21 protein-coding genes and 1 pseudogene are annotated in these 20,735 nt (G+C 73.2%); 15 read left to right on the top strand and 7 right to left on the bottom strand.

Annotated elements, in window-relative coordinates; all coding sequences use genetic code 11:
* A pseudogene (locus tag ACWCSV_RS25520) lies at positions 1-94 on the bottom strand (electron transfer flavoprotein subunit beta); the annotation flags it as partial.
* Between the two features lie 145 nt (positions 95-239).
* On the opposite strand from ACWCSV_RS25520, the gene ACWCSV_RS25515 reads away from it, so the two are divergent.
* The gene (locus tag ACWCSV_RS25515) at positions 240-980 is read left to right on the top strand and encodes a TetR family transcriptional regulator (protein ID WP_451145926.1); all 741 of its coding nucleotides are present in this window, start codon (positions 240-242) and stop codon (positions 978-980) included.
* 204 nt (positions 981-1,184) lie between these two features.
* Entirely contained in the window at positions 1,185-1,568 is a 384-nt protein-coding gene (locus tag ACWCSV_RS25510; RefSeq protein WP_450778487.1) for a Zn-ribbon domain-containing OB-fold protein, read from the top strand.
* A 93-nt stretch (positions 1,569-1,661) separates the two neighbouring features.
* Here ACWCSV_RS25510 and ACWCSV_RS25505 read toward each other — a convergent pair whose 3' ends face one another.
* Positions 1,662-2,357: a type 1 glutamine amidotransferase domain-containing protein gene (locus tag ACWCSV_RS25505; protein ID WP_451145916.1), complete on the bottom strand. Its 696-nt coding sequence runs from the start codon at positions 2,355-2,357 to the stop codon at positions 1,662-1,664.
* A gap of 525 nt (positions 2,358-2,882) precedes the next feature.
* Between ACWCSV_RS25505 and ACWCSV_RS25500 the strand changes: the two genes are divergently transcribed.
* Complete coding sequence (locus ACWCSV_RS25500; RefSeq protein ID WP_451145914.1) at positions 2,883-3,644, top strand: GNAT family N-acetyltransferase; 762 nt, start codon at positions 2,883-2,885, stop codon at positions 3,642-3,644.
* A gap of 119 nt (positions 3,645-3,763) precedes the next feature.
* Entirely contained in the window at positions 3,764-4,636 is an 873-nt protein-coding gene (locus tag ACWCSV_RS25495; protein ID WP_451145912.1) for an inositol monophosphatase family protein, read from the top strand.
* Positions 4,637-4,719: 83 nt separating this feature from the next.
* On the opposite strand, the gene ACWCSV_RS25490 is transcribed toward ACWCSV_RS25495, so the two are convergent.
* Positions 4,720-5,547 carry a nucleotidyltransferase domain-containing protein gene (locus ACWCSV_RS25490; RefSeq protein ID WP_451145910.1) on the bottom strand — a complete coding sequence of 276 codons (828 nt, stop codon included), beginning with the start codon at positions 5,545-5,547 and terminating at the stop codon, positions 4,720-4,722.
* Positions 5,548-5,633: 86 nt separating this feature from the next.
* On the opposite strand from ACWCSV_RS25490, the gene ACWCSV_RS25485 reads away from it, so the two are divergent.
* The 3 genes from ACWCSV_RS25485 (at position 5,634) to ACWCSV_RS25475 (ending at position 9,196) form a co-directional block, all read left to right on the top strand.
* Positions 5,634-7,052 carry a phytoene desaturase family protein gene (locus ACWCSV_RS25485; RefSeq protein WP_451145908.1) on the top strand — a complete coding sequence of 473 codons (1,419 nt, stop codon included), beginning with the start codon at positions 5,634-5,636 and terminating at the stop codon, positions 7,050-7,052.
* A gap of 80 nt (positions 7,053-7,132) precedes the next feature.
* Positions 7,133-8,608 (top strand): AlkA N-terminal domain-containing protein, encoded by a 1,476-nt coding sequence (locus tag ACWCSV_RS25480; protein ID WP_451145906.1) that lies wholly within the window; start codon positions 7,133-7,135, stop codon positions 8,606-8,608.
* 63 nt (positions 8,609-8,671) lie between these two features.
* The gene (locus ACWCSV_RS25475; RefSeq protein ID WP_451145904.1) at positions 8,672-9,196 is read left to right on the top strand and encodes a methylated-DNA--[protein]-cysteine S-methyltransferase; all 525 of its coding nucleotides are present in this window, start codon (positions 8,672-8,674) and stop codon (positions 9,194-9,196) included.
* A 134-nt stretch (positions 9,197-9,330) separates the two neighbouring features.
* Here the strand turns inward: ACWCSV_RS25475 and ACWCSV_RS25470 are convergent, their stop codons facing one another.
* The 3 genes from ACWCSV_RS25470 to ACWCSV_RS25460 form a co-directional block, all read right to left on the bottom strand.
* On the bottom strand, positions 9,331-9,915 hold the full coding sequence (locus ACWCSV_RS25470) for a TMEM165/GDT1 family protein (RefSeq protein ID WP_327178988.1): 585 nt from the start codon (positions 9,913-9,915) through the stop codon (positions 9,331-9,333).
* Positions 9,916-10,179: 264 nt separating this feature from the next.
* On the bottom strand, positions 10,180-10,911 hold the full coding sequence (locus tag ACWCSV_RS25465) for an SIR2 family NAD-dependent protein deacylase (protein WP_451145902.1): 732 nt from the start codon (positions 10,909-10,911) through the stop codon (positions 10,180-10,182).
* Between the two features lie 125 nt (positions 10,912-11,036).
* Positions 11,037-11,534 carry an NUDIX domain-containing protein gene (locus tag ACWCSV_RS25460; RefSeq protein WP_451145900.1) on the bottom strand — a complete coding sequence of 166 codons (498 nt, stop codon included), beginning with the start codon at positions 11,532-11,534 and terminating at the stop codon, positions 11,037-11,039.
* A gap of 194 nt (positions 11,535-11,728) precedes the next feature.
* On the opposite strand from ACWCSV_RS25460, the gene ACWCSV_RS25455 reads away from it, so the two are divergent.
* The 3 genes from ACWCSV_RS25455 (at position 11,729) to ACWCSV_RS25445 (ending at position 14,463) form a co-directional block, all read left to right on the top strand.
* The gene (locus ACWCSV_RS25455; RefSeq protein ID WP_451145898.1) at positions 11,729-12,457 is read left to right on the top strand and encodes a hypothetical protein; all 729 of its coding nucleotides are present in this window, start codon (positions 11,729-11,731) and stop codon (positions 12,455-12,457) included.
* A gap of 49 nt (positions 12,458-12,506) precedes the next feature.
* Entirely contained in the window at positions 12,507-13,154 is a 648-nt protein-coding gene (locus tag ACWCSV_RS25450; protein WP_451145924.1) for a class F sortase, read from the top strand.
* Positions 13,155-13,347: 193 nt separating this feature from the next.
* The gene (locus ACWCSV_RS25445) at positions 13,348-14,463 is read left to right on the top strand and encodes a glycerate kinase (protein WP_451145922.1); all 1,116 of its coding nucleotides are present in this window, start codon (positions 13,348-13,350) and stop codon (positions 14,461-14,463) included.
* 225 nt (positions 14,464-14,688) lie between these two features.
* Here ACWCSV_RS25445 and ACWCSV_RS25440 read toward each other — a convergent pair whose 3' ends face one another.
* Entirely contained in the window at positions 14,689-15,450 is a 762-nt protein-coding gene (locus ACWCSV_RS25440; protein ID WP_451145896.1) for a helix-turn-helix domain-containing protein, read from the bottom strand.
* Between the two features lie 348 nt (positions 15,451-15,798).
* Between ACWCSV_RS25440 and ACWCSV_RS25435 the strand changes: the two genes are divergently transcribed.
* The 5 genes from ACWCSV_RS25435 to ACWCSV_RS25415 are packed head-to-tail and all read left to right on the top strand — an operon-like array spanning position 15,799 to position 20,665.
* A complete protein-coding gene (locus ACWCSV_RS25435) occupies positions 15,799-16,596 on the top strand; it encodes an ABC transporter ATP-binding protein (RefSeq protein ID WP_451145894.1) in 798 nt (265 codons plus the stop codon).
* A complete protein-coding gene (locus ACWCSV_RS25430; RefSeq protein ID WP_451145892.1) occupies positions 16,593-17,420 on the top strand; it encodes an ABC transporter ATP-binding protein in 828 nt (275 codons plus the stop codon). The genes ACWCSV_RS25435 and ACWCSV_RS25430 overlap by 4 nt, the downstream gene beginning before the upstream one ends.
* Positions 17,417-18,307, top strand: coding sequence for a branched-chain amino acid ABC transporter permease (locus ACWCSV_RS25425; RefSeq protein WP_451145890.1), 891 nt, complete (start codon positions 17,417-17,419; stop codon positions 18,305-18,307). Before ACWCSV_RS25430 ends, ACWCSV_RS25425 begins: the two co-directional genes overlap by 4 nt.
* Positions 18,300-19,418 carry a branched-chain amino acid ABC transporter permease gene (locus ACWCSV_RS25420; RefSeq protein ID WP_451145888.1) on the top strand — a complete coding sequence of 373 codons (1,119 nt, stop codon included), beginning with the start codon at positions 18,300-18,302 and terminating at the stop codon, positions 19,416-19,418. Before ACWCSV_RS25425 ends, ACWCSV_RS25420 begins: the two co-directional genes overlap by 8 nt.
* Positions 19,415-20,665 (top strand): ABC transporter substrate-binding protein, encoded by a 1,251-nt coding sequence (locus tag ACWCSV_RS25415; protein ID WP_451145886.1) that lies wholly within the window; start codon positions 19,415-19,417, stop codon positions 20,663-20,665. Before ACWCSV_RS25420 ends, ACWCSV_RS25415 begins: the two co-directional genes overlap by 4 nt.
* The last annotated feature ends 70 nt before the right edge of the window (positions 20,666-20,735 follow it).

Genomic DNA, 20,735 nt, shown 5'->3' with positions numbered 1-20,735 from the left:
CGTCCTCACGGTCCACCGTCAGGTCATCGGCGAACCCCCGGTCACCGGTCGCGTCGGGCACGTACTTCACACAGACAACGATCCTCAAGCTCACGACGGCTCTCCTACCTGGTGGTGTTCGTAGTGCCGAGATTATGGCACTCAGTACCCTCTGTAAAGGTACGCAGTGCCAGATCGGGGTGTCCGGTGCTACGTTGCGCGGCATGACCGATGCGCGCAGACCAGCGAAGAAGGCCCCCATGCGGGAGGCGCTCGCCGAGGCGGCGTTCGAGCTCTTCATGGAGAAGGGTTTCGAACGGACCACGGTGGACGACATCGTCGCGCGCGCCGGGGTCGGACGCCGCTCGTTCTTCCGCTACTTCCCGTCGAAGGACGACGTGGTCTTCCCGGACCACGAGGGCTGCCTCGCCGAGACGACGGCCTTCCTCGCCGCGGCGGAGGCGGCTGAGACCGCGGACGGCAGGGACGCCGCCGACCCGATCGGCACGGTCTGCGACGCGGCGCGGATCGTGCTGAACATGTATGCGGCGAAGCCCGAATTCTCGGTCCGGCGCTACCGGTTGACCCGCGAGGTGCCGGGTCTGCGCGCCTACGAACTCTCCGTCGTGCGGCGGTACGAACAGATCTTCGCGGGCTATCTCCGGCACGCCTACCGCAACTTGCCCAACGGGGTGCTGCGGGCCGAGGTGGCCGCCGCCTCGGTGGCGGCGGCGCACAACAACGGCCTCCGCCTCTGGCTGCGTTCGGGCGGCGAGGGAGATGCCCGGGCGGCCGTCGACGACGCCCTCGACATGGTGCGCGAGCTCTGGTCCGCCCCGGCCGGACCGGTGGCGCGCACCGCGGTGCCGGGCGTGTTCGAGGTGGGCGGCGCGGAGGGCGCCGGGGGCTCCGCGCGGGACGTGATCGTGATGGTCGCGCAGCGCGGAACCCCCATGTGGAGGGTCGTCCAGCAGATCGAGGCCGCGGTGGGGGAGGGCTGAACGCGGGGCCGGCGGGGGAGGACCGAACGCGACGGCAGGGGAGCCGAACGCGGGGGCCCGGGGGCGGGCGAATGCGGGTGCCGGGGCGGCCGATTGCAACAATGGGCACTCAGTGTCTTTACCTCTAGGCACTGAGTGCCATATGGTGCGGACGCGCCGCTGTCGAGGTGCGGCGCGTTCGAGCCGAGCGCAGGGGGTCCCGACATGTTCCAGTCAGCAAGTGGCACCGCGCACAAGGTGGCCGAGGAGACAGGGCTGCCCTATCAGCGTTGCCGCTGGTGCGGGACGGCCTCCTTCCGCCGGCTGCTCTGCCCGGTCTGCGCGTCGAGCGACTTCGCCCCGGAGCGCAGCTCCGGGGACGGGGTCGTCGTGCGGACCGCGGTCGTCCACCGTTACACCGAGGATGCCCGTAACGAGTCCCTGGTCCGCTTCCCGGAAGGGTTCGTCTTCCGCTGCCAAGTCGTCGGGGCCGCACCGCACCTGGTGGAGGTGGGTGCCCGGGTGCGCCCGCTTCCCGCCGAGGAGCCGGAAGCGGGCGACGTGATCCTGGAGCTCTGCCAGCCGCCCGTCCACCGCGACTGGTACTGACGCCCCGCACAGCGGGCGCCCGAGCCGAGCCGATCCGAGCCGATCCGAGCCGATCCGGGCCGAACGGAGCCTGGACGGGACGGAACAGAACGATCAGCCGAGCCTCTTGACCAGCTCGGCGGCCAACGGCGCCGAGGAGGCGGGGTTCTGACCCGTGACCAGGTTCCGGTCGGTAACCACGTACGGCGCCCACGGGTCGCTCTCCTGGAAGTCCGCGCCCAGTTCCACCAAGCGGTCCTGCAGCAGCCAGCGCGCCTTCTCCGCGAAGCCCGCCTGGGTCTCCTCCGCATTGGTGAACCCGGTCAGCCGGTACCCGGCGAACGTGGGGGAGCCGTCCGGGCGCTTCGCGGCGAGCAGGGCGGCCGGGGCGTGGCACACCACGCCGAGCGGCTTGCCCGAATCCAGCGCGCGGGTCAGGAGTTCACCGGACACGGGGTCGACGGCGAGGTCTTCCATGGGGCCGTGGCCGCCGGGGTAGAACACCGCGTCGTAATCGTCCAGCCGGACGTCGTCCAGGGCCAGCGGCGTACGCAGCTCGTCCATGCCGGCCAGCGTCGCGGCGATCCGGTCCGCGTTCTCCTGCCCGCCGTTGACCTCCGGGGCGAGACTCCCGCGGTCCACGGTCGGCTCGACCCCGCCGGGGGTGGCGACGACGACCTCATGGCCGGCCGCCTTGAACGCCTCGTAGGGAGCGACGGCCTCCTCGGCCCAGAAACCGGTGGGGTGCTTACTGCCGTCCGCCAGGGTCCAGTGGTCCGCGCCCGTCACCACAAACAGGATCTTCGCCATCTCGCACATCTCCGGGGGTCGTGGGGGTTGCGTCGTCGGTTGCCGACCCCTCGACCGTAGGACGGACTCCGCCGGTGACGCCAACCGGCGGACGCGGGCGGGCCCGGCCGGTGGTGCGCATGCGGGAAAGCGAAGGCCGTGGGAACCGGCGGTGCGCCCGTCCCGGAACGGAGACTGAGCGTCCCGGAAAAAAGATTGCGTGCCCGGAGCCGCAGTGGCACGCTTTCCCCGCCCCACGGCGTACGGGTCCCCTCCTGGCCCGTACAGACGGATCGCGAAGGAATGAGCCAATTGTCCACGACGTCCCTCAGCGGCCGTCGTCGGTACTGACAGGTCCGCCTCGGCGGCACCTGCCGGCCGGTACCACGCCACTCGGCACGACGGCCCCACGATGCGGTGCCCGGCGCACCGCCGCCTCTCCCTGCCCGGAGCAGGCGCGACAAACAAGAACACGCGATTCCGCGCGCCCGTCACGGGCCGTGCGGCGCGTTCCCTCCCTGTCACCTTCGTGAGGTCACCAGCATCATGGACACCAACGTCCAGAGCTTCGCCGTCGTCAATCTCCGGCGCCGTCCCGTCGTCGTGGAGACCGGCGGATTCGTCGCGGGATTCGACCCGGCGACGTCCAGTCCGTACATCAACTACGCCACCCCGCTGCCCGGCGCCCGGCCGACCCCGGACGACGTGCGGGCCCTCGTCGGCGCCTTCCGCGGGCGCGGGCTGCTGCCCCGCCTGGAGTTCGCACCGGACGCCGCCCCCGCCGTGGAGGCGGCGCTGCGGGGCGCCGGTTTCACCGTCGAGGAGGTGCACCCCTACCTGGTCTGCACCCCCGCCACGCTGATTCCGAGGCCTGTCGGCAAGGGTCCGGACCTCCTCGTGGAGACGCCGGTCTCCGAGAAGGAGTACGCGGCGATCGACGCCGCCCTCTCGGAATCCTTCGACGGGGCTTTCGCCCCCACCACGCACGGCACCGCCCGGCTCCGGCGTACCCAGGAGAGCGGCGGAGGCGTCCGATTCGTCCGGGCGTCCGACGGCAGCTGCGCGGGCGGCGCCTCCTGCTCCGCCCCGGCGGTGGGGACCGCCGAACTCGCCGGCGTCGGCACCCGCCCGGCCTTCCGGGGCCGGGGCATCGCCGGCGCGGTCACGGCCGCGCTGACCGGGGCGATGTTCGACCGGGGCGCCGAGTCGGTCTGGCTGGAGTTCTCCGGTGAGGGCTCACGCCGCGTGTACGAGCGCCTCGGCTACCGGCCCCGGGGCACCCGCCTGTACATGAGGCTCGAAGCCTGAAGGGCCCCGGGGCGGGGCCTGCCCGCGTTCCGGGCGGCCCCGTCCCCGGACAGGGGGTTTCACGGGCCGGAAACCCGTCCGCCTTCGGGGGTACGGCCGGACCGTGCTTAGCTGGAGACATGATCGATGACTTTCTCGCCGAGAACGCACGGAACCCACGGAACACCGGAAGTGCCGGGAGTGTCGGGCAGGTGGCGCTGGTCGAGGAGGCGGTACGCGAGGCGGTGGCCGCCGAGATCATGCCCCGCCACCGCAAGCTCGCCGCGGACGACATCATCGAGAAGAGCGGTCCGCACGACCTCGTCACCAGCGCCGACCGGGAGGCGGAGAAGCACCTCACCGCCGCGCTGACCCGCATCCTGCCGGGTTCGGTGGTGGTCGGCGAGGAAGCCGTGCACGCCGATCCGGCCGTGTACGGCGCGCTGTCCGGGGACGCACCGGTGTGGATCGTGGACCCCGTGGACGGCACCCGACAGTTCGTCCGCGGCGAGTCCGGATTCTGCACCCTCGTCGCCCTCGCCCACCACGGTGAGCTCATCGCCTCGTGGACGTACGCTCCCGTGCTCCAGGAGATGGCCGTCGCGGTACGCGGCCGGGGCGCCACGCTCAACGGGGCGCCGCTCCGGTCCGGCTCGCCCGAGCCCGGCGCCGTACTGAGGGTCGCGATGTCCCACCCCGACTTCACCACCGACGAACAGAAGCGCGCCCTGCTCGGACTGCGGACCGAGGGCATCGACGCACGCGCCTGCGGTTCGGCCGGACTGGAGTACCTGGCCGTAGCCCGGGGCGACCTCGACGCACTCGCCTTCAACTGGGAGTTCGCCTGGGACCACGCGGCGGGGCTGCTGCTGGTCGGCGAGGCCGGCGGGTCCCACGCCACGCTGTCCGGCGCGCGGTTCAGGCTGGCCGGCGACAACGACCTGCCGTTCGCGGTCGGCCGGGACGAGGCCACCGTCGCCCGCGTCCGCGAGGCCCTCCTCAGCAACGTCTGACGCCACGGCGCCGCAAGGTCCCACGGCGTCCCGAGATCCCACAGCGCCCGGTGGCGCGGCCTCGCCGCACCGTGCGCCCCCGCTCAGGCCCTCCCGCGCGCCAGTACCGCGCGCACGTCCCGCACCACGTCCCGGGCCGTCTCCACCGCCCCCGGGCCGAGATCGCGCAGCGCGCGGGCCACCCGTTCCGCGAAGCCGGGCGGAGTCTCCGGCAGCGCCGCCGCGGCGGCCAGCGCGCCCTTCTCGTTCAGGCACCAGATGCGGTGGTGCCCGTGCAGCGCCTGGGCGAGAATCCCGAACGCCCGGGACAGGCAGAGGGACACGTGGAGAGTGTCGCCCGCCGGGGCGGACTTCGCGGCCGAATCCACCAGGAACTCCGCCTCCCACGCCCCGTCCGCCAGGGCCCGCCGCAACGGCTCCGGGTAGTTCCGGATTTGCTTCTGAAGTGCCGTCAGTTCGCCTGCCGGATCGGCGAGTACGCGCCCGAGAGCGACCTCGCCCGGATAGCACGGCGACCAGAAGCCCAGCGGATGCCCCGGCTGCACCCCGACTTCGTACCGCCCCTCCCGGCAGTCGGCCCAGACCGCTTCCACCCGGTCCAGGTCCCGCAGGATCCAGTCCACGGCGACGCCGCCGACCCGCAGCCAGCCGCCCCCGTTCACCCAGGGACCCCAACTGCCCGGCCCCTCGACCGTCGCAGGCGCTCCCTGGACCTCGGAGGCGAGCGCGGTCAGCGCGCCGGGATCGGGCGAACCCCGGTAGTAGAGGCCCAGATCCCAGTCGGAGCCGGGGCGATGGGTGCCACGGGCCCGGCTGCCGCCGAGGGCGACGGCACGGACCCCGTCCACGTCGACCAGGCGGGCGGCCATGGCGGCGACGGCGGAGGCGGTCTTCTGCGCGGAGTCGGTCATCGGAGCGGAGGGTACCCACGCGTACGCCGCCCGCGCGCGGGAATATCCTGGGTCTCCTGCCCGCCGCCCCGCGAAGGAGTCCCAAGGTGTCGCAGATGCTTGACGCAGTCGTCGTGGGGGCCGGGCCCAACGGACTGACCGCCGCCGCCGAACTGGCCCGCCGGGGCTACGCGGTGGAGGTCTTCGAGGCGGCCGACACGGTCGGCGGCGGCGCCCGTACCCGGGAGCTGACCCTCCCCGGCTATCGCCACGACCCCTGCTCCGCCGTCCACCCGCTCGGCATCGGCTCCCCGGCGTTCGCCGGGATGCCGCTCGCCGACCACGGGCTGGAGTGGATCCAGCCGGAACTCGCCCTCGCCCACCCCTTCCCGGACGGCACGGCCGCCGTGCTCAACCGGTCGGTGGGTGAGACCGCCGCCTCGCTCGGCGCCCGGGACGCGGGCACCTACCGACGGCTCGTCGCCCCCTACCTCGGACACTGGGAGACCCTCGCCCAGGACTTCCTGCGCACCCCCTGGCTCGGCCTGCCCCGCGACCCGTACCGCTGGGTGCGCTTCGGCCTCGACGCCCTCCAGCCCGCCACGCTGCTCTCCCGGCGCTTCCGCGACGAGAAGGCCCGCGCGCTCCTCGCCGGGCTCGCCGCGCACGCCATCGCCCCCACCTCCGGGGTGGCCACCGGCGGGATCGCCCTGATCTTCGCGCTCGCCGCGCACGCCAACGGCTGGCCGGTGCCCCGGGGCGGCTCGCAGTCGATCTCCGACGCCCTCGCCTCGTATCTGCGCAGCCAGGGCGGCACCATCCGTACCGGCATCGAGGTCAAGCGCCTGGACGAGCTGCCGCCCGCCCGCGCCTACGTCTTCGACACCTCGCCGACCGCGCTCGCCAGGATCGCCGGACTCGGCAACGCCTACCGCCACTACCGCTACGGCGCCGCCACCTTCAAGATCGACTACGCGCTCTCCGGCCCGGTCCCCTGGACGGCCGAGGAGGCCCGGCGCGCCGGGACCGTGCACGTCGGACCGACCGCCCCCGAGATCGACGCCGCGCTCCGCGCCGCCGTCGACGGCCGCGACCCCAGCGTCCCGTTCCTGATCACCGCCCAGCCCAGCCTGGCCGACCCCACCCGCGCCCCCGAGGGGCGCCACGTCTTCTGGGCGTACGGACACGTGCCGGCGCGCTGGGAGGGCGACGCCACCGAGGTCATCGAGCGCCAGCTGGAGCGCTTCGCACCCGGATTCCGCGACCTGGTGCTGGCCCGGGCCGTCGCCGGACCGCGGGAACTCGCCGCGCACAACGCCAATTACGTCGGGGGCGACATCGCCTGCGGCGCCTTCGCCGGACTCCAGACCGTCATCCGCCCCAAGCTCGCCCGTGTCCCGTACGCCACTGCCCACCCGGCGGTCTTCCTCTGCTCCTCGGCCACACCGCCCGGCCCCGGCGTCCACGGCATGTCCGGCCACCACGCCGCCCGGGCGGTCTGGCGCAGCCTGCGCACCGCACGGTGAACCCGGGCGGCGGAATCCCGCGCGACCTCCATGTCGGATTTCCGCCAGCCCCGGGCTCCCGGGTGACCGATGCTTGAAGCATGCACACCGACACCGAGCGCTGCGTGCGGGCCGTCCAGTCCAAGGACGCCCGCTTCGACGGATGGTTCTTCACGGCGGTCCTGACCACCCGGATCTACTGCCGTCCCAGCTGCCCCGTCGTGCCGCCCAAGGTCGAGAACATGACCTTCTACCCCAGCGCGGCCGCCTGCCAGCAGGCCGGGTTCCGGGCCTGCAAGCGCTGCCGGCCCGACACCAGCCCCGGCTCCCCGGAGTGGAACGCCCGCGCCGACTCCGTCGCCCGCGCCATGCGCCTCATCCAGGACGGGGTCGTCGACCGCGAGGGCGTCCCCGGGCTCGCCGCCCGCCTCGGCTACTCCGCCCGCCAGATCGAACGCCAGCTCCTGGCCGAACTCGGAGCCGGCCCGCTCGCCCTGGCCCGCGCCCAGCGGGCCCAGACCGCGCGGGTCCTCATCGAGACGACCGCACTGCCGATGGCCGAGGTGGCGTTCGCCGCCGGGTTCTCCTCCATCCGCACCTTCAACGAGACGGTCCGCGAAGTCTTCGCCCTCGCCCCCGGCGAGCTGCGTACCCGCGCCGAACGCGGCAGCAGGACCGCCACCACACCCGGTGTGATAGCGCTGCGTCTGCCGTACCGCGCCCCGCTCAACCCCAGCAACCTCTTCGGCCACCTCGTCGCCACCGCCGTCCCCGGCGTGGAGGAGTGGCGCGACGGCGCCTACCGGCGCACCCTCTCCCTCCCGCACGGACACGGCATCGTTGCGCTCTCCCCGCGCCCCGACCACATCGCCTGCCGCCTCCAGCTCACCGATCCCCGCGACCTCACCCTCGCCATCAGCCGCTGCCGCCGCCTGCTCGACCTGGACGCGGACCCGGTCGCCGTGGACGGCCAGCTGCGCACCGACCCGCTGCTCGCCCCCCTGGTGGACGCCGCGCCCGGACGCCGGGTGCCGCGCACGGTGGACGGTGCCGAGTTCGCCGTACGCGCCGTACTGGGCCAGCAGGTCTCCACCGCCGCCGCCCGCACCCACGCGGCCCGCCTGGTCACGGCGTACGGGAAGCCCGTGGAGGACTCCGAGGGCGGGCTCACCCACCTCTTCCCCACACCGGAGGCGCTGGCCGGGCTGGACCCCGAGGCGCTGGCCCTGCCGCGCACCCGGCGCACCACGCTGACCACCCTCGTCGGCGCGCTGGCCGACGGCTCGCTCCGGCTGGACGCCGCCGACACCGACTGGGACGAGGCCCGCGCCGCGCTGACCGCGCTGCCCGGGTTCGGGCCGTGGACCGTGGAGGTGATCGCCATGCGGGCCCTCGGCGACCCGGACGCCTTCTGCCCGACCGACCTCGGCATCCGCCGCGCGGCCGAGCGGCTGGGGCTGCCGTCGACCCCGGCGGCGCTCACCGCACGGGCGGCCGGGTGGCGGCCCTGGCGGGCCTACGCCGTGCAGTACCTGTGGACCGTCGACGGGCACCCCATCAACCGACTGCCCGAGTGACCCCGGCCCCTGACCCCGGCCCCGACGAGCGTCCCGACCTCCGAACCCCGAAAGAAGCACCCCATGCGCACCACCGTCCTCCCGCACACCAGGACCCACACGCTCCTCGACAGTCCCTACGGCCCGCTCACTCTCGTCGCCACCGACGGCGTCCTCAGCGCCCTGTACATGACCGACCACCGCCACCAGCCGGCGCGCGAGACGTTCGGGGAGGAGGTGGACACCGGCTCCTTCGCCGAGGCGGTCCGCCAGCTGGGGGAGTACTTCGACGGGACCCGCACCGAGTTCGACCTGCCCCTGCACCTGGAGGGCACCCCGTTCCAGCGGACCGTCTGGACGGAGCTCCAGCGCATCCCGTACGGCGAGACGCTCTCCTACGGCGAACTGGCCGGCCGGCTCGGCAAGCCCGGCGCCTCCCGCGCGGTGGGCCTGGCCAACGGCCGCAACCCGGTCTCGATCATCGTCCCCTGCCACCGCGTGATCGGTGCCTCCGGGAGCCTCACCGGATACGGCGGCGGGCTCGACCGCAAGCAGCGCCTGCTGGCGTTCGAACGCGGCACGGAGAACGCCACCCTGGCGCTGTTCTGAGAGCCGAGGACTGAGGGCTGAGGGAGCTGAGGACTGGGTCCGAGGGCCGGGGCCGAGGATTCCCGGCACGCATGAGCCCGGTGACCGTCTCGGCGGTCACCGGGCTCCCGCGCGTACACGCCCGTAAGGGGACGTCAGCCGGTGAAGATCTCGGTCACCGTCCAGATCGCCAGCCCGAGCATGCAGATTCCGCCGACCCGCTGGACGGTCTTGAGCGGCACCCGCTTGGCGATGAACCGGCCGGCCAGCAGCGCCAGGGCCGAGACGGACATCAGCGCGGCGGCGGAGCCGATCGCCACCGACCAGGCGCCGTTGCTCGCTGCGAGGTTGGCCGTGGTGATCTGGGTGAGGTCGCCCCACTCGCTGATGAAGACGGCCATGAACGCCGTTCCGTAGACCGGCCAGAAACCGGTGACGGTCTTGACCTCCTCGTCCTCGTCCTCGTCGTCGCCCCCGCCGCGCAGCAGCATGAAGGCGCCGAAGGCGAAGAGCAGGGCGGAGACCAGTTTGACGATCCAGTCGGGCAGCAGCCCGAGGAGACCACCCGCGCCGACCGCGATGGCCACGTGGACGATGAACGCGGACGACGTACCGAACCAGACGTACAGGGGCTTCATGCGCGTGCCCATGGCGAGCGACGCGAACATCGTCTTGTCCGGCAGTTCGGCGAGGAAGATGAGCCCGAAGGCGGTGATGATCGCCAGGGGGTCGAGGTGCATTCCGGGTGGCTTTCTGTGAGAGCCGGGCCCCGGGCCTTCGCGAAGCGCCGCACGGGCTCTCGGAGGACCACTCGGCCCGGCACGACGCAGCACCCGCAGGGCGCGGGTGTGTCATACCTGACCGAAGGTCTCGCCCACCCGCCATGATCAACGATCAACGGGCCCGGCCACCGGGAATCCGGAGACTCCAGTGTGTCGACGACCGGTTTTCGGGGCTACTCCCCTTCGCAGCCCTCAACACTACCCCACCCCCACCGGCGGGGCTCAACCGGCACCGCCCGCCGCCAGCCGTTCCAGCAGGGCCGGGAGCGCCGCACCGATCGGCTCCCGCACCACCTCGTCGGCCCGGTCGTCGTACGGGGTCGGCTCCGCGTTCACGATGATCAGCCGGGCTCCGTGGTCGGCGGCCAGACCGGCGAGCGAGGCCGCCGGGTGCACCTGGAGCGTGGTACCCACCGCGACGAACACCTCGCACCCCTTGGCGATCGCCACCGCCTGGGCCAGCACCTCCGGGTCCAGCCGCTCGCCGAACATGACCGTCGCGGACTTCAGGACGCCCCCGCAGCCCGTGCACGCCGGATCCGGCTCGCCCGCCTCCACCCGGCGCAGCGCGTCGGCCATGGGGGAGCGGGCGTGGCACCGGGTGCAGACCACCTCGCGGGCGGTGCCGTGGAGCTCGACGACCTTGCGGGCGGAGAGGCCCGCCTCCTGGTGCAGGCCGTCGACGTTCTGCGTGAGGACCCGCACCGCCGTACCGGACCGCTCCAGACCCGCCACCGCGCGGTGAGCCGCGTTCGGCCCGGCATTCCACGCCGCGCTGGTGCGGTGCATCTGCCAGGCGCGGCGGCGGATCTCCGGATCGGCCATGTAGAAGTCGTAGGTGACGAGCTTCTCGGCCTCCGGGTCCCGCGTCCACAGCCCGTTCGGGCCCCGGTAGTCGGGGATGCCGGAGTCCGTGGAGACGCCGGCACCGCTGAGGATCGCGACGAGAGTCATGCGGGGAGCCTACGGAGCGGCGGTCCGTCCGACGACCGGATTTCCCGGCCCTGCCGGGCCGCCTCCCGCGCCACGTGCCCGCCTCGTTCTCGACGGCGACCGGTTTCCCCGGCGCGGACCGCCCGTCAGAGGGCGGGCGGCCGTCCGTCCTCCAGCTCCACCGCTCCGTCACCCGAGTCGAGAGCCGCCAGCGCGGCCTCCACCCGCAGCCCGAGCGACCCGAGGAGGTGCTCGGGGAGAGCGGAACGCTCCACCAGCTTCCAGGACAGGAGTTCCTCCTCCTGGAGGACGATCGCCGCCAGCTGCGCCTCGCTCAGCACCCCGCCGTCGAACAGGTATGCCGCGATCGGCGGACGGGCCGCGCCGCGTACCCAGTCCACCACCAGGAGCCGCCCCGGCTCCAGGTCGAGGCCGATCTCCTCGGAGGTCTCGCGCCGCGCCCCCGCCCGGGGGCCCTCGCCGGTCCCGGACTCGATCGTCCCGCCGGGCAGCGCCCAGCCCTCACGGTAGTTCGGCTCGACCAGCAGGACCCGGCCCGTCGTGTCGCGGAAGAGACAGGCGGCGCCGGCCAGGATCCGGGGCAGGCCGGCGATGTAGGTGGCGTAGTCGTCAGTTGTGGTCACCGCGCCAGATTAAGGGCTGTCCCGCAGGTGGTGTCCGCGCGTCGTGGGAGCTTTTGCCCCGCCGCCTATGGGCCGGTGGGGGGATTTCTGACGGGTTGTCGGTCACGCCGGTCCCATCCTGTGGATCACCTGTGACATCCCTTGGGTGCCCTTCCCATTAGTACGACAATCGTTCTGGCTTCGAGGAGTCACGCATGTCCATCTCCGCCTCCACCCGCACCCACGCCCTCCGCGCCGGCACCCTCGTGGCGGCCGCCGGCATCGCTCTCACCTGCGCCCCCGAGGCCTTCGCCATCCCCGGCGACAGCGGCGACCTCAACATCGTCGAGATCCGCAACGCGGGTCGCGACGGCCGTGCGAACGGCGGCTCGATCTGCCAGTTCAGGCTGTCGGCCAACAACTTCGAGACCCTCCAGTCGGTCGCCTGGACCATCACGGAGCTGCCGCTGACCGTCCCGCCCGGGAACGTGCTGGCCGGCACGCTCCCCCTCTCGCAGGGCAGGGCCCGCAGCCCGCAGTACCAGCTGCCGGACGGCACCTACCAGCTCCAGTGGATCGTCCCGGGCAGCCTGACCAAGCAGCGGACCTTCGTCGTCAACTGCCCCGACGACGGCCGCGGCGGCCGAGGTGGCGAGCGCAACCAGACGGCTGGTGGCCAGGCCGCCGACAACCAGGCCGCTTCCGGCACCACGGCTGCCGACACCGGGATCGCCGACACCCCGGCCGCAGCCTCGGGCAACCGGCCCTCCGGCGGAGTCCCCGCGGGCGGCGGTGGCGTTCCCACCCTGGAGACCGCGAGCTACGACGGTGACTCGGGCCCGGGTGCGGGGACCACCGCCGCCGTGGCGGCGGGGGTGGCCGGACTCGGCGGCCTCGTCCTGGCCCGCCGGGCGGCTCGCCGACGCGCCCGTGGCGAGGCGTAACACTCCGCGACGGCGGCGCCGAGGGCCGAGTCGCGCATGCCGTCTCACCCTGACGCTGTGCGCGACCTTCTCCCTCGTGGCAGGCATCGTCCACGTATGCGGTGATGCGTCCGGCGATACGACGGCGCATGCCGCCGCCCGCGGCTCCGATGCCGCGGGCGGCGGGTCGCCGCCGTTCCGGAGGGCTCCGCACCGCATGCCCGAGCGCATCCCGGAATCCCACCCCCCGTTGAGCCCCTCCCGGGCGGTGAAGGTCGCGATCCCCGCGATCTACATCGAGGCCCCGCTCGTCGGCCTGAAGCTCGACGCCAAGGGCCGGCTGGGCGCCCCACCGGTCAACCGGCCCAAAGTGGCGGGCTGGTACCAGGACGGGCCGTCGCCGGGGGAGGCGGGCACGGCCCTGATCGTCGGTCACCGGGACACCGCGACCGGCCCCGCCATCTTCCTGAACCTGAACGCCCTGCGCAGGGGCGATGCCGTCAAGGTCCAGCGCGCCGACCGGCGGACGGCCGTCTTCACCGTCGACACCGTCAAGACCTACAAGAAGAGCGAGTTCCCGGACGACAAGGTGTACGGGACGACGAACCGCCCGGAGCTGCGGCTGCTCACCTGTGGCGGACGCTTCGACAAGAAGACCGGCTACTCCGCCAACGTCGTCGTCTTCGCCCATCTCACCTCTCTCTCCGAAGTCGCCTGAAAGAAGAGACATCCACGGGCTCCCCACGACGGGCCGCGCGCCTCGCGCGCGGCCCGTCGGGCGTGTTCCGGGACGGCCGCGGGTCCTACGGGGACCGGAGCATGGGCAGATCAGGCGGGCTGCGGATAGGGTCGAGCGGCACGAGAGTCTGTTCGACAGTGAGGGATGCAGGGTGGCGGACGGAGCAGCAGAGATGGTGACCGCGCGGGTGCTGGTCGCGGCGGACAAGTTCAAGGGTTCCCTCACGGCGGCGCAGGTCGCGGAGCGGGTGACCACCGGACTGCGACGCGTCGTCCCCGGACTGGACGTGGAGACGCTGCCCGTGGCGGACGGCGGCGACGGAACGGTCGCCGCCGCGCTCGCCGCCGGATTCGAGCGCCGGGAAGCCCGGGTGACCGGTCCGCTCGGTGAGCCGGTCGACGCCGCGTACGCGCTGCGCTCCACCACGGCCGTGGTGGAGATGGCCGAGGCGTCCGGGCTCCAGCACCTGCCGCCGGGCGTGTTCGCCCCCCTCACCGCGACCACCTACGGCTCCGGCGAACTGCTGCGGGCCGCACTCGACGACGGCGCCCGGACCATCGTGTTCGGCGTGGGCGGCAGCGCCACCACGGACGGTGGCGCGGGCATGCTGACCGCGCTCGGAGCCCGGTTCCTGGATGAGGACGGCGCACCGGTCGGCCCCGGCGGCGGTGGCCTCGCGCGCATCGCGGAAGCCGACCTCTCCGGACTCGACCCCCGCCTCGCCTCCGTGGACCTCGTCCTCGCCAGCGACGTGGACAACCCGCTGACCGGGGAGAAGGGCGCCCCCGCCGTGTACGGACGCCAGAAGGGCGCCACCGACGAGGACATCGCGGTCCTGGACGCGGCGCTCGCCCGCTACGCCGCCGTGCTCGGCCCGGAGCAGGCCGCGCTGCCCGGTGCCGGAGCGGCCGGCGGTATCGGCTACGGCGCGCTGGTCGGGCTGGGGGCCCGTTTCCGCCCCGGTATCGAGGTGATGCTCGACGTGCTGGGGTTCGCCCCGGCGCTGGCCCGCGCCACGCTCGTCGTCACCGGCGAAGGATCGCTCGACGAGCAGACCCTGCACGGGAAGGCCCCGGCCGGTGTCGCGGCCGCGGCCCGCGCCGCCGGTGTGGAGGTCGTCGCGGTGTGCGGCCGACTGGCGCTGACAGCGCAGGAGCTGGAGAAGGCGGGCATCGCGCGCGCCTACGCCCTGGCGGACCTGGAGCCCGACCCCGCCGTCTCCATGGCCCAGGCCGGACCCCTGTTGGAGCGTGCGGCGGAGTCCATCGCCCGCGACCACCTCGGCTGACCGACGGGCTGTCACCGCGGCCCGGTGCGGCGCCATGTGCGCGCCGCACCTGGCCCGCCCGCAGGGGCGACCGAGCCACGGGCCGTCCCGCGATCCGTGGCGGGTGCGCGACGACAACTGCGGCATCCCGCCGCGTCGTCGGGACGTCCGCATGCATCCCGTATGCGGATGTCCCTTCGCCGTGCGATGCACCGCATCCGCCGTCGCGTACTGATCCACCACGGATCACCGGGCAGCCCTCAGCCTGAACGCGTCCAGCGCCAGGGTCAGTTCGACCAGCTCGCGCGGCCGTGACAGCGACCGCGCCGTCAGCCGCTCCAGTCGTCGCAGCCGGTTGAGCACCGTGTTGCGATGGCAGTGCAGCCGGACCGCCGCCCGCCCCGCCGAGCCGCCGCACTCCAGCCATGCGTCCAACGTCCCCATCAGTACCTCGCGTTCGGCCTCGGGGAGCGCCGGCAGCAGACCCAGTACGTCCGTGACCAGCAGGTCCGCCAGCTCCGGCTGACTCGCCAACAGTGCTGCGGGCAGCCGCTGCTCCAGTGTCACGGCGGTGGTCCCGCCCGGTGGACAGGTCAGCAGGGCCGCCTCGGCGAGCCGCCGGCCCACGGGCAGCCCGGCCAGGCCCTCGACGGCCGGGCCGACCCCGGCCCGGCCCGCGTGCAGTTCGTTCAACCACCGCGCGATTAGGGCGGGTTCGCCCTCTCCGAGGGCCACGACGGCGAAGTCCCGCTCGGGCCCCGGACACCAGAGCCACCGGAGCCGGTCGGCCACCTGGCCCGTACCCCGGCCGTCGGCCCCCGGGCGCGGGCCGTCGCCCCCCGGGCGCGGACCGTCGCGCCCGGCGGCGGGCAGCACCACCACCGCGTACCTCCCGAGCTCCGGCAGGTCCAGGGCGGCCGTCGCCCGCCCGGCCAGCTCCGGCGTCACGGGCCCCGCCAGCAGTACGCCGAGCAGGGCCCGGACCGGCTCCTCCTCGCACCGCGCCATCCGCTCTCCCCTTCCCGCGGGCCGGGAGGCCGCGCGTCGTGGCGAGGATGGCACCGGCCCCCGCCTCCCGCCGACGGGGGAGCGCCGCCTCTGTGCGCGCGCACAACCCGGCGCCGCCCTCACTGGTCGCCCGCATCGAGTCCGCCGTACGCCGTGGACGCACGGCGGGGCCGGTGCTGGTCTGTGGAGCCCAGGGGCTGCCCGTAACCCCTGCCGGATGCGCCGCACAGGTCCGCCACGGACCCGCGCGCGGCCTTCGGTCACGACGGACCCGGCCGGACCCGGAAACGGCCGGGCCGCAGGACGGCCCGGCTCCACCACGACGAGCAGGCGGAAGGAGGAGGACGCATGGCAACGCTGGAGATCCGCTCGCTGTCCGTGGGCTACGGCCCGGTACGGGCCCTGCGGGACGTCTCGGTCGACGTGCCGGCCGGCACGATCACCGCCGTACTCGGCGGCAACGGCGCCGGCAAGACCACGCTGCTGCGGGCCGTCTCGCGGACCCTCGGCTTCCACCGCGGAAGCGGCACCGGCACCATCCACTTCGACGGCCGCCCCCTGGACGGGCTGCGGCCCGCACAGGTGGTCGCCGCCGGAGTGGTCCAAGTACCGGAAGGGCGGCAGGTGTTCGCCCGGATGACGGTGGCAGACAACCTGCGGGCCGGTGCCCTCGGAGCCCGCGGCGGACGCAAGGAGACGGCGAACACCCTCGCCCGCGTCCACGAGCTGTTCCCGGTGCTCGCCCAGCGCGCGCACCAGAAGGCCGGACTGCTGTCCGGCGGCGAACAGCAGATGCTGGCGATGGGACGCGCCCTGATGGCCGGCCCGCGCCTGCTGCTGCTCGACGAGCCCTCCCTCGGCCTCGCCCCCCTGATGGCAGCGAAGATCGCCGAGACCGTCCAGGAGATCAACGCGGGCGGCACCTCCGTGCTGCTCGTCGAGCAGAACGCGGCCATCGCCCTGCGCCTCGCCTCCACCGCGTACGTCCTCGACGTCGGCGAGGTCGCCCTCGGCGGCCCGGCCGACGAACTCGCCGCCACCGACGAGGTGCGCCGCCGCTACCTCGGCGTCGTCGACGAGACGGCGGCCGAGGACGCGGACGCGGTGGCAGGCGCCTCCCGCACCCTGCGCAGGTGGTCGGCGTGACCACCGCATCCACCCCCGCAACCACCCCCGCCCCCGGGGCGCCGGGCACCACCTCGCCCGCCCCGCTCACCGTCCGCGACGTGACGGTCAGGTTCGCCGGGCTCACCGCCCTCGACGCGATCTCCTTCACCGTCGAACCCGGCAGCGTGCACGCGGTCATCGGCCCCAACGGCGCGGGAAAATCAACCACGTTCAACGTGCTCTCCGGCGTCTACCGGGCCACCTCCGGCACCGTTCACCTCGGCACCACCGAACTCACCGGGCTGCCGGCCCACCGGATCGCCGCCCTCGGCGTCGCGCGCACCTTCCAGAACCTCGCGCTCCCGCCGCACGCCACCGTCGCCGAGAGCCTGCTGCTCGGACGGCACCGGCTGATGCGCACCGGATTCGTCGCCGCCGGACTCCGGCTGCCGTCCGCCGCCCGGGAGGAGCGCCGTCACCTCGAACGGGTCCACGAGATCGCCGCGTTCATCGGCCTCGAAGCCGAGCTGGACCGGCCCGCGGGCTCCCTGCCTTACGGAGCACAGAAGTTGGTCGAACTCGGCAGAGCGCTCTGCATGGAACCCGAGGTGCTGCTCCTGGATGAACCCGTCGCCGGCATGACCGCCGACGAACGCCGCCGGACCGCCGCCGTGGTGGCCGGAGTCCGCGACAGCCTCGGCATCTCCGTCGTACTCGTCGAACACGACATGGGCGTGGTGATGCGGCTCGCGGACGCCGTGACCGTACTCGACTTCGGACGCGGGATCGCCGACGGCACCCCCGCCGAGATACAGAACGACCCCGCCGTCGTCCGCGCCTACCTGGGAGAAGAACAGGAATGACCACCTTCGTCGAACTCCTCCTGGGCGGCCTCTCCATCGGCTCGGTCTACGCCCTCATCGCCCTCGGCTTCGTCGTCATCTTCAAGGCCACCGAGGTCGTCAACTTCGCCCACGCCTCCCTGCTGCTCGCCGGCGGATACGTGACCGCGGTGCTCCACGACGACATCGGCTTCTGGCCCGCGCTCGCCGCCGGCACAGCGGGCGCGGCGGTCGTCGGCGCCGCCGTCGAGTTCCTCGTCATGCGCCGCTACCGGGGCAGCGACCACAGCGTGCTGGCCATCGTCACCATCGGCGTCGACATCCTCCTCACCACCGAACTCACCCGGCGCATGGGCACCGACGTGCTGCCGCTCGGCGACCCCTGGGGCAGCGGCGTCGTCACCGTCGGCGGGGTCACCCTCGCCCAGACGAGGATCGCCGCCTTCGTCGCCGCCGCGCTGCTCATCACCGTGTTCCTGCTCGCCTTCCGCTTCACCTCCTGGGGCGTCTCGATGCGCGCCGCCGCGGAGAACCCGCGGACCGCCGCCCTCATGGGCATCCGGCTCGGCCGGGTCTCGCTCGCCGCGTGGGCGGTGGCCGGGGCACTCGCCGCCGTCGCCGCCCTCTTCCTCACGGTGTTCCCGACCCCCGGACTCGAACGGGCCACCTCGCTCGCCGCGCTCAAGGCGTTCCCCGCGGCGATCCTCGGCGGCCTCGACTCGACCACCGGGGCCCTCGCCGGCGGACTCCTCGTCGGTGTCACCGAGTCCTTCGCCACGGGCTACCAGAGCGATCTCTCCTTCCTCGGACGGGGAATCGGCGACCTCGCGCCCTACCTGGTGATGCTGATCGTGCTGCTGATCAGGCCCGCCGGACTCTTCGGCACGAAGGAGCCGGCCCGTGTCTGAGACCACGTCCGAGCGGACCCCCACCCCGACCACCCGGGCCCTCTCGGCCCGTACGTACGGCGAACGCCTGCGCCGCCCGCGCCCGTACCTCTGGCTCACCGGCTCGGTCCTGATGCTGGTGCTGCCGTTCTACCTGGACCGCTTCTGGCTCCAGGCCGGACTGTTCGCCATGGCCGCCGCGATCGGCGCGATCGGGATCAACCTGCTGACCGGGGCGACCGGCCAGCTCTCCATGGGACACGGCTTCTTCCTCGCCGTCGGCGCGTACGGCTACTGCGTCTTCGCGGGGGAGCCGAGCGAGGCGAACGGCCACAGCCTCACCGGACTCGGCCTGCCCACCTGGCTCGCCGCGATCCTCGCCGTGGCGCTGGCCGGGCTGGCCGGCGGGATCTTCAGCCCGATCGCGGCCCGGCTGCGCGGCGCCTACCTCGGCATCGCCACCCTCGCGCTCATCTTCATCGGCCAGCACGTGCTGTTCAACGCGGGATCGCTCACCGGCGGCTTCAACGGCCGTGCCGTTCCCCCGCTGTCGGTCTTCGGGTTCACCTTCGACGAATCCGAACTCGTCGTCGCCGCAGTGCCGTTCGGTTCCTCCGAGAAGCTCTGGTACGTGGCCCTCGCCGCTCTCGTGCTCAGCGGGCTCTTCGCCCGCGGCGTGCTGCGCGGCAGGCCGGGCCGGGCGCTCAACGCCATCCGGGACCACCGGATCGCCGCCGGGGTGATGGGCGTCCCGGTGGCCCGGTACCGCGCCGGGGTGTTCGTCCTCTCGTCCATGTACGCGGGCCTCGCGGGCGTCCTGCTCGCCCTGGTCTTCCAGCGGACCGTCCCCGAGTACTTCGGCATGGCCCTCTCGCTCGAATACCTCGCCATGATCGTCATCGGTGGTCTCGGCACCGTCGCCGGCGCGGTCGTCGGCGCCGCCTTCGTCTCCCTGCTCCCGCAGGTGCTCACCCACTACAGCGAGTCCCTCCCGCTGGTCTCCGCCCCCGGTACGGGCGGAATCGCACCCGGCGAGGCGTCCCGCTATCTCTACGGCGCCGCGGTCGTCGCGGTGGTCCTGTTCATGCCCGGTGGCCTTACGCGTCCGAAGAAATCAGGGGAGAAGAAATGAGAAAGCGTGTCATCGGAGCCGTCGTCGCGGCTCTTGCCCTCACCCTCGCCGGGTGCAGCGGAAAAGCCACCGAGGGGAAGGACAGCGAGTCCGACAAGGGCGGCATCAAAACCGGCCAGGGCGTCAGCGACTCCACCATCACCCTCGGCGCGCTGACCGACATGACCGGGGTGTACGCCTCGCTCGGCAAGAGCGTCACCCAGGCCCAGCAACTCTGGGTCGAGCAGACCAACGCCGCCGGCGGGATCTGCGACCGGAAGATCGAGCTGACCGTGCGCGACCACGGCTACGACCCGCAGAAGGCCATCGCCGGCTACACCGAGCTCGCACCCGAGGTCCTGGGCTTCACCCAGTTCATCGGCTCGCCGTTCGTCGCCGCCGTCGAGCAGCGCATCGACGGCCAGGACCACGGAGTGGTGCTGCCACAGGCCTGGTCGGCCAATCTGCTCGGCTCCCCGTACGTACGGGTCATCGGGGCCACGTACGACATCGAGACGATCAACCTGATCGACTACCTCCTCACCGAGAAGCGCATCGCCAAGGGCGACAAGATCGGTCAGGTGTACTTCGAGGGCGACTACGGCGAGAACGCGCTCGCCGGTGCGAAGTACGCGGCCGGACAGTCCGGCCTCACCGTCGTCGAGCAGAAGATCAAGCCCACCGACAACGACATGACCGCGCAGGTCTCCGCGCTCAAGCAGGCCGGAGTCAAGGCGATCGTCGTCAGTGCCGGCCCCCGTCAGGCCGCCTCGCTCGTCGGGGTCGCCGCCGCGACCGGCTTCAAGGTCCCGGTCGTCGGCAACAACTCCGCCTTCGCACCGCAGCTGCTCGCGACCCCGGCCGGCCCCGCGCTGCTGGCCGACTACTACGTCGCCGCCTCCACCCTCCCCATCGGCGACCCCGGCGCCGGACCGGCGAAGCTGGCGAAGGAGTACGCGGCGGCCTACCCGAAGGACGGCCTCGACAACGGCGTCGTCGCCGGGTGGACCGCCGCCTCCGTCTACGGCGAGGCGCTGAAGAAGGCCTGCGACGCCAAGGACCTCACCCGCGACGGCGTCGACAAGGCCCTGCTCACCATCAAGGGCTTCGGCTCCGACTTCGGGATGTCCCACGACTTCACCGACCCGAAGGCACCCTCCACCCGGCAGAGCGTCATCATGAAACCCGACACCAAGGCCCCCGGCGGCCTCAAGGTGATCCGCCCGGCGGCGGTCTCCCCCGCGGCCGAGTCGTACACCGTGAAGTAGTCCCCGCGTGGAGAAGTCCGCGGCCCCCGGCCCGGCGCACGGCATCGGACCGTGTACGAGCGGGGGCCGC

This window comes from Streptomyces sp. NPDC001770 (genome assembly GCF_053596135.1).
This window is presented reverse-complemented; position numbering and strand designations above follow the sequence as displayed.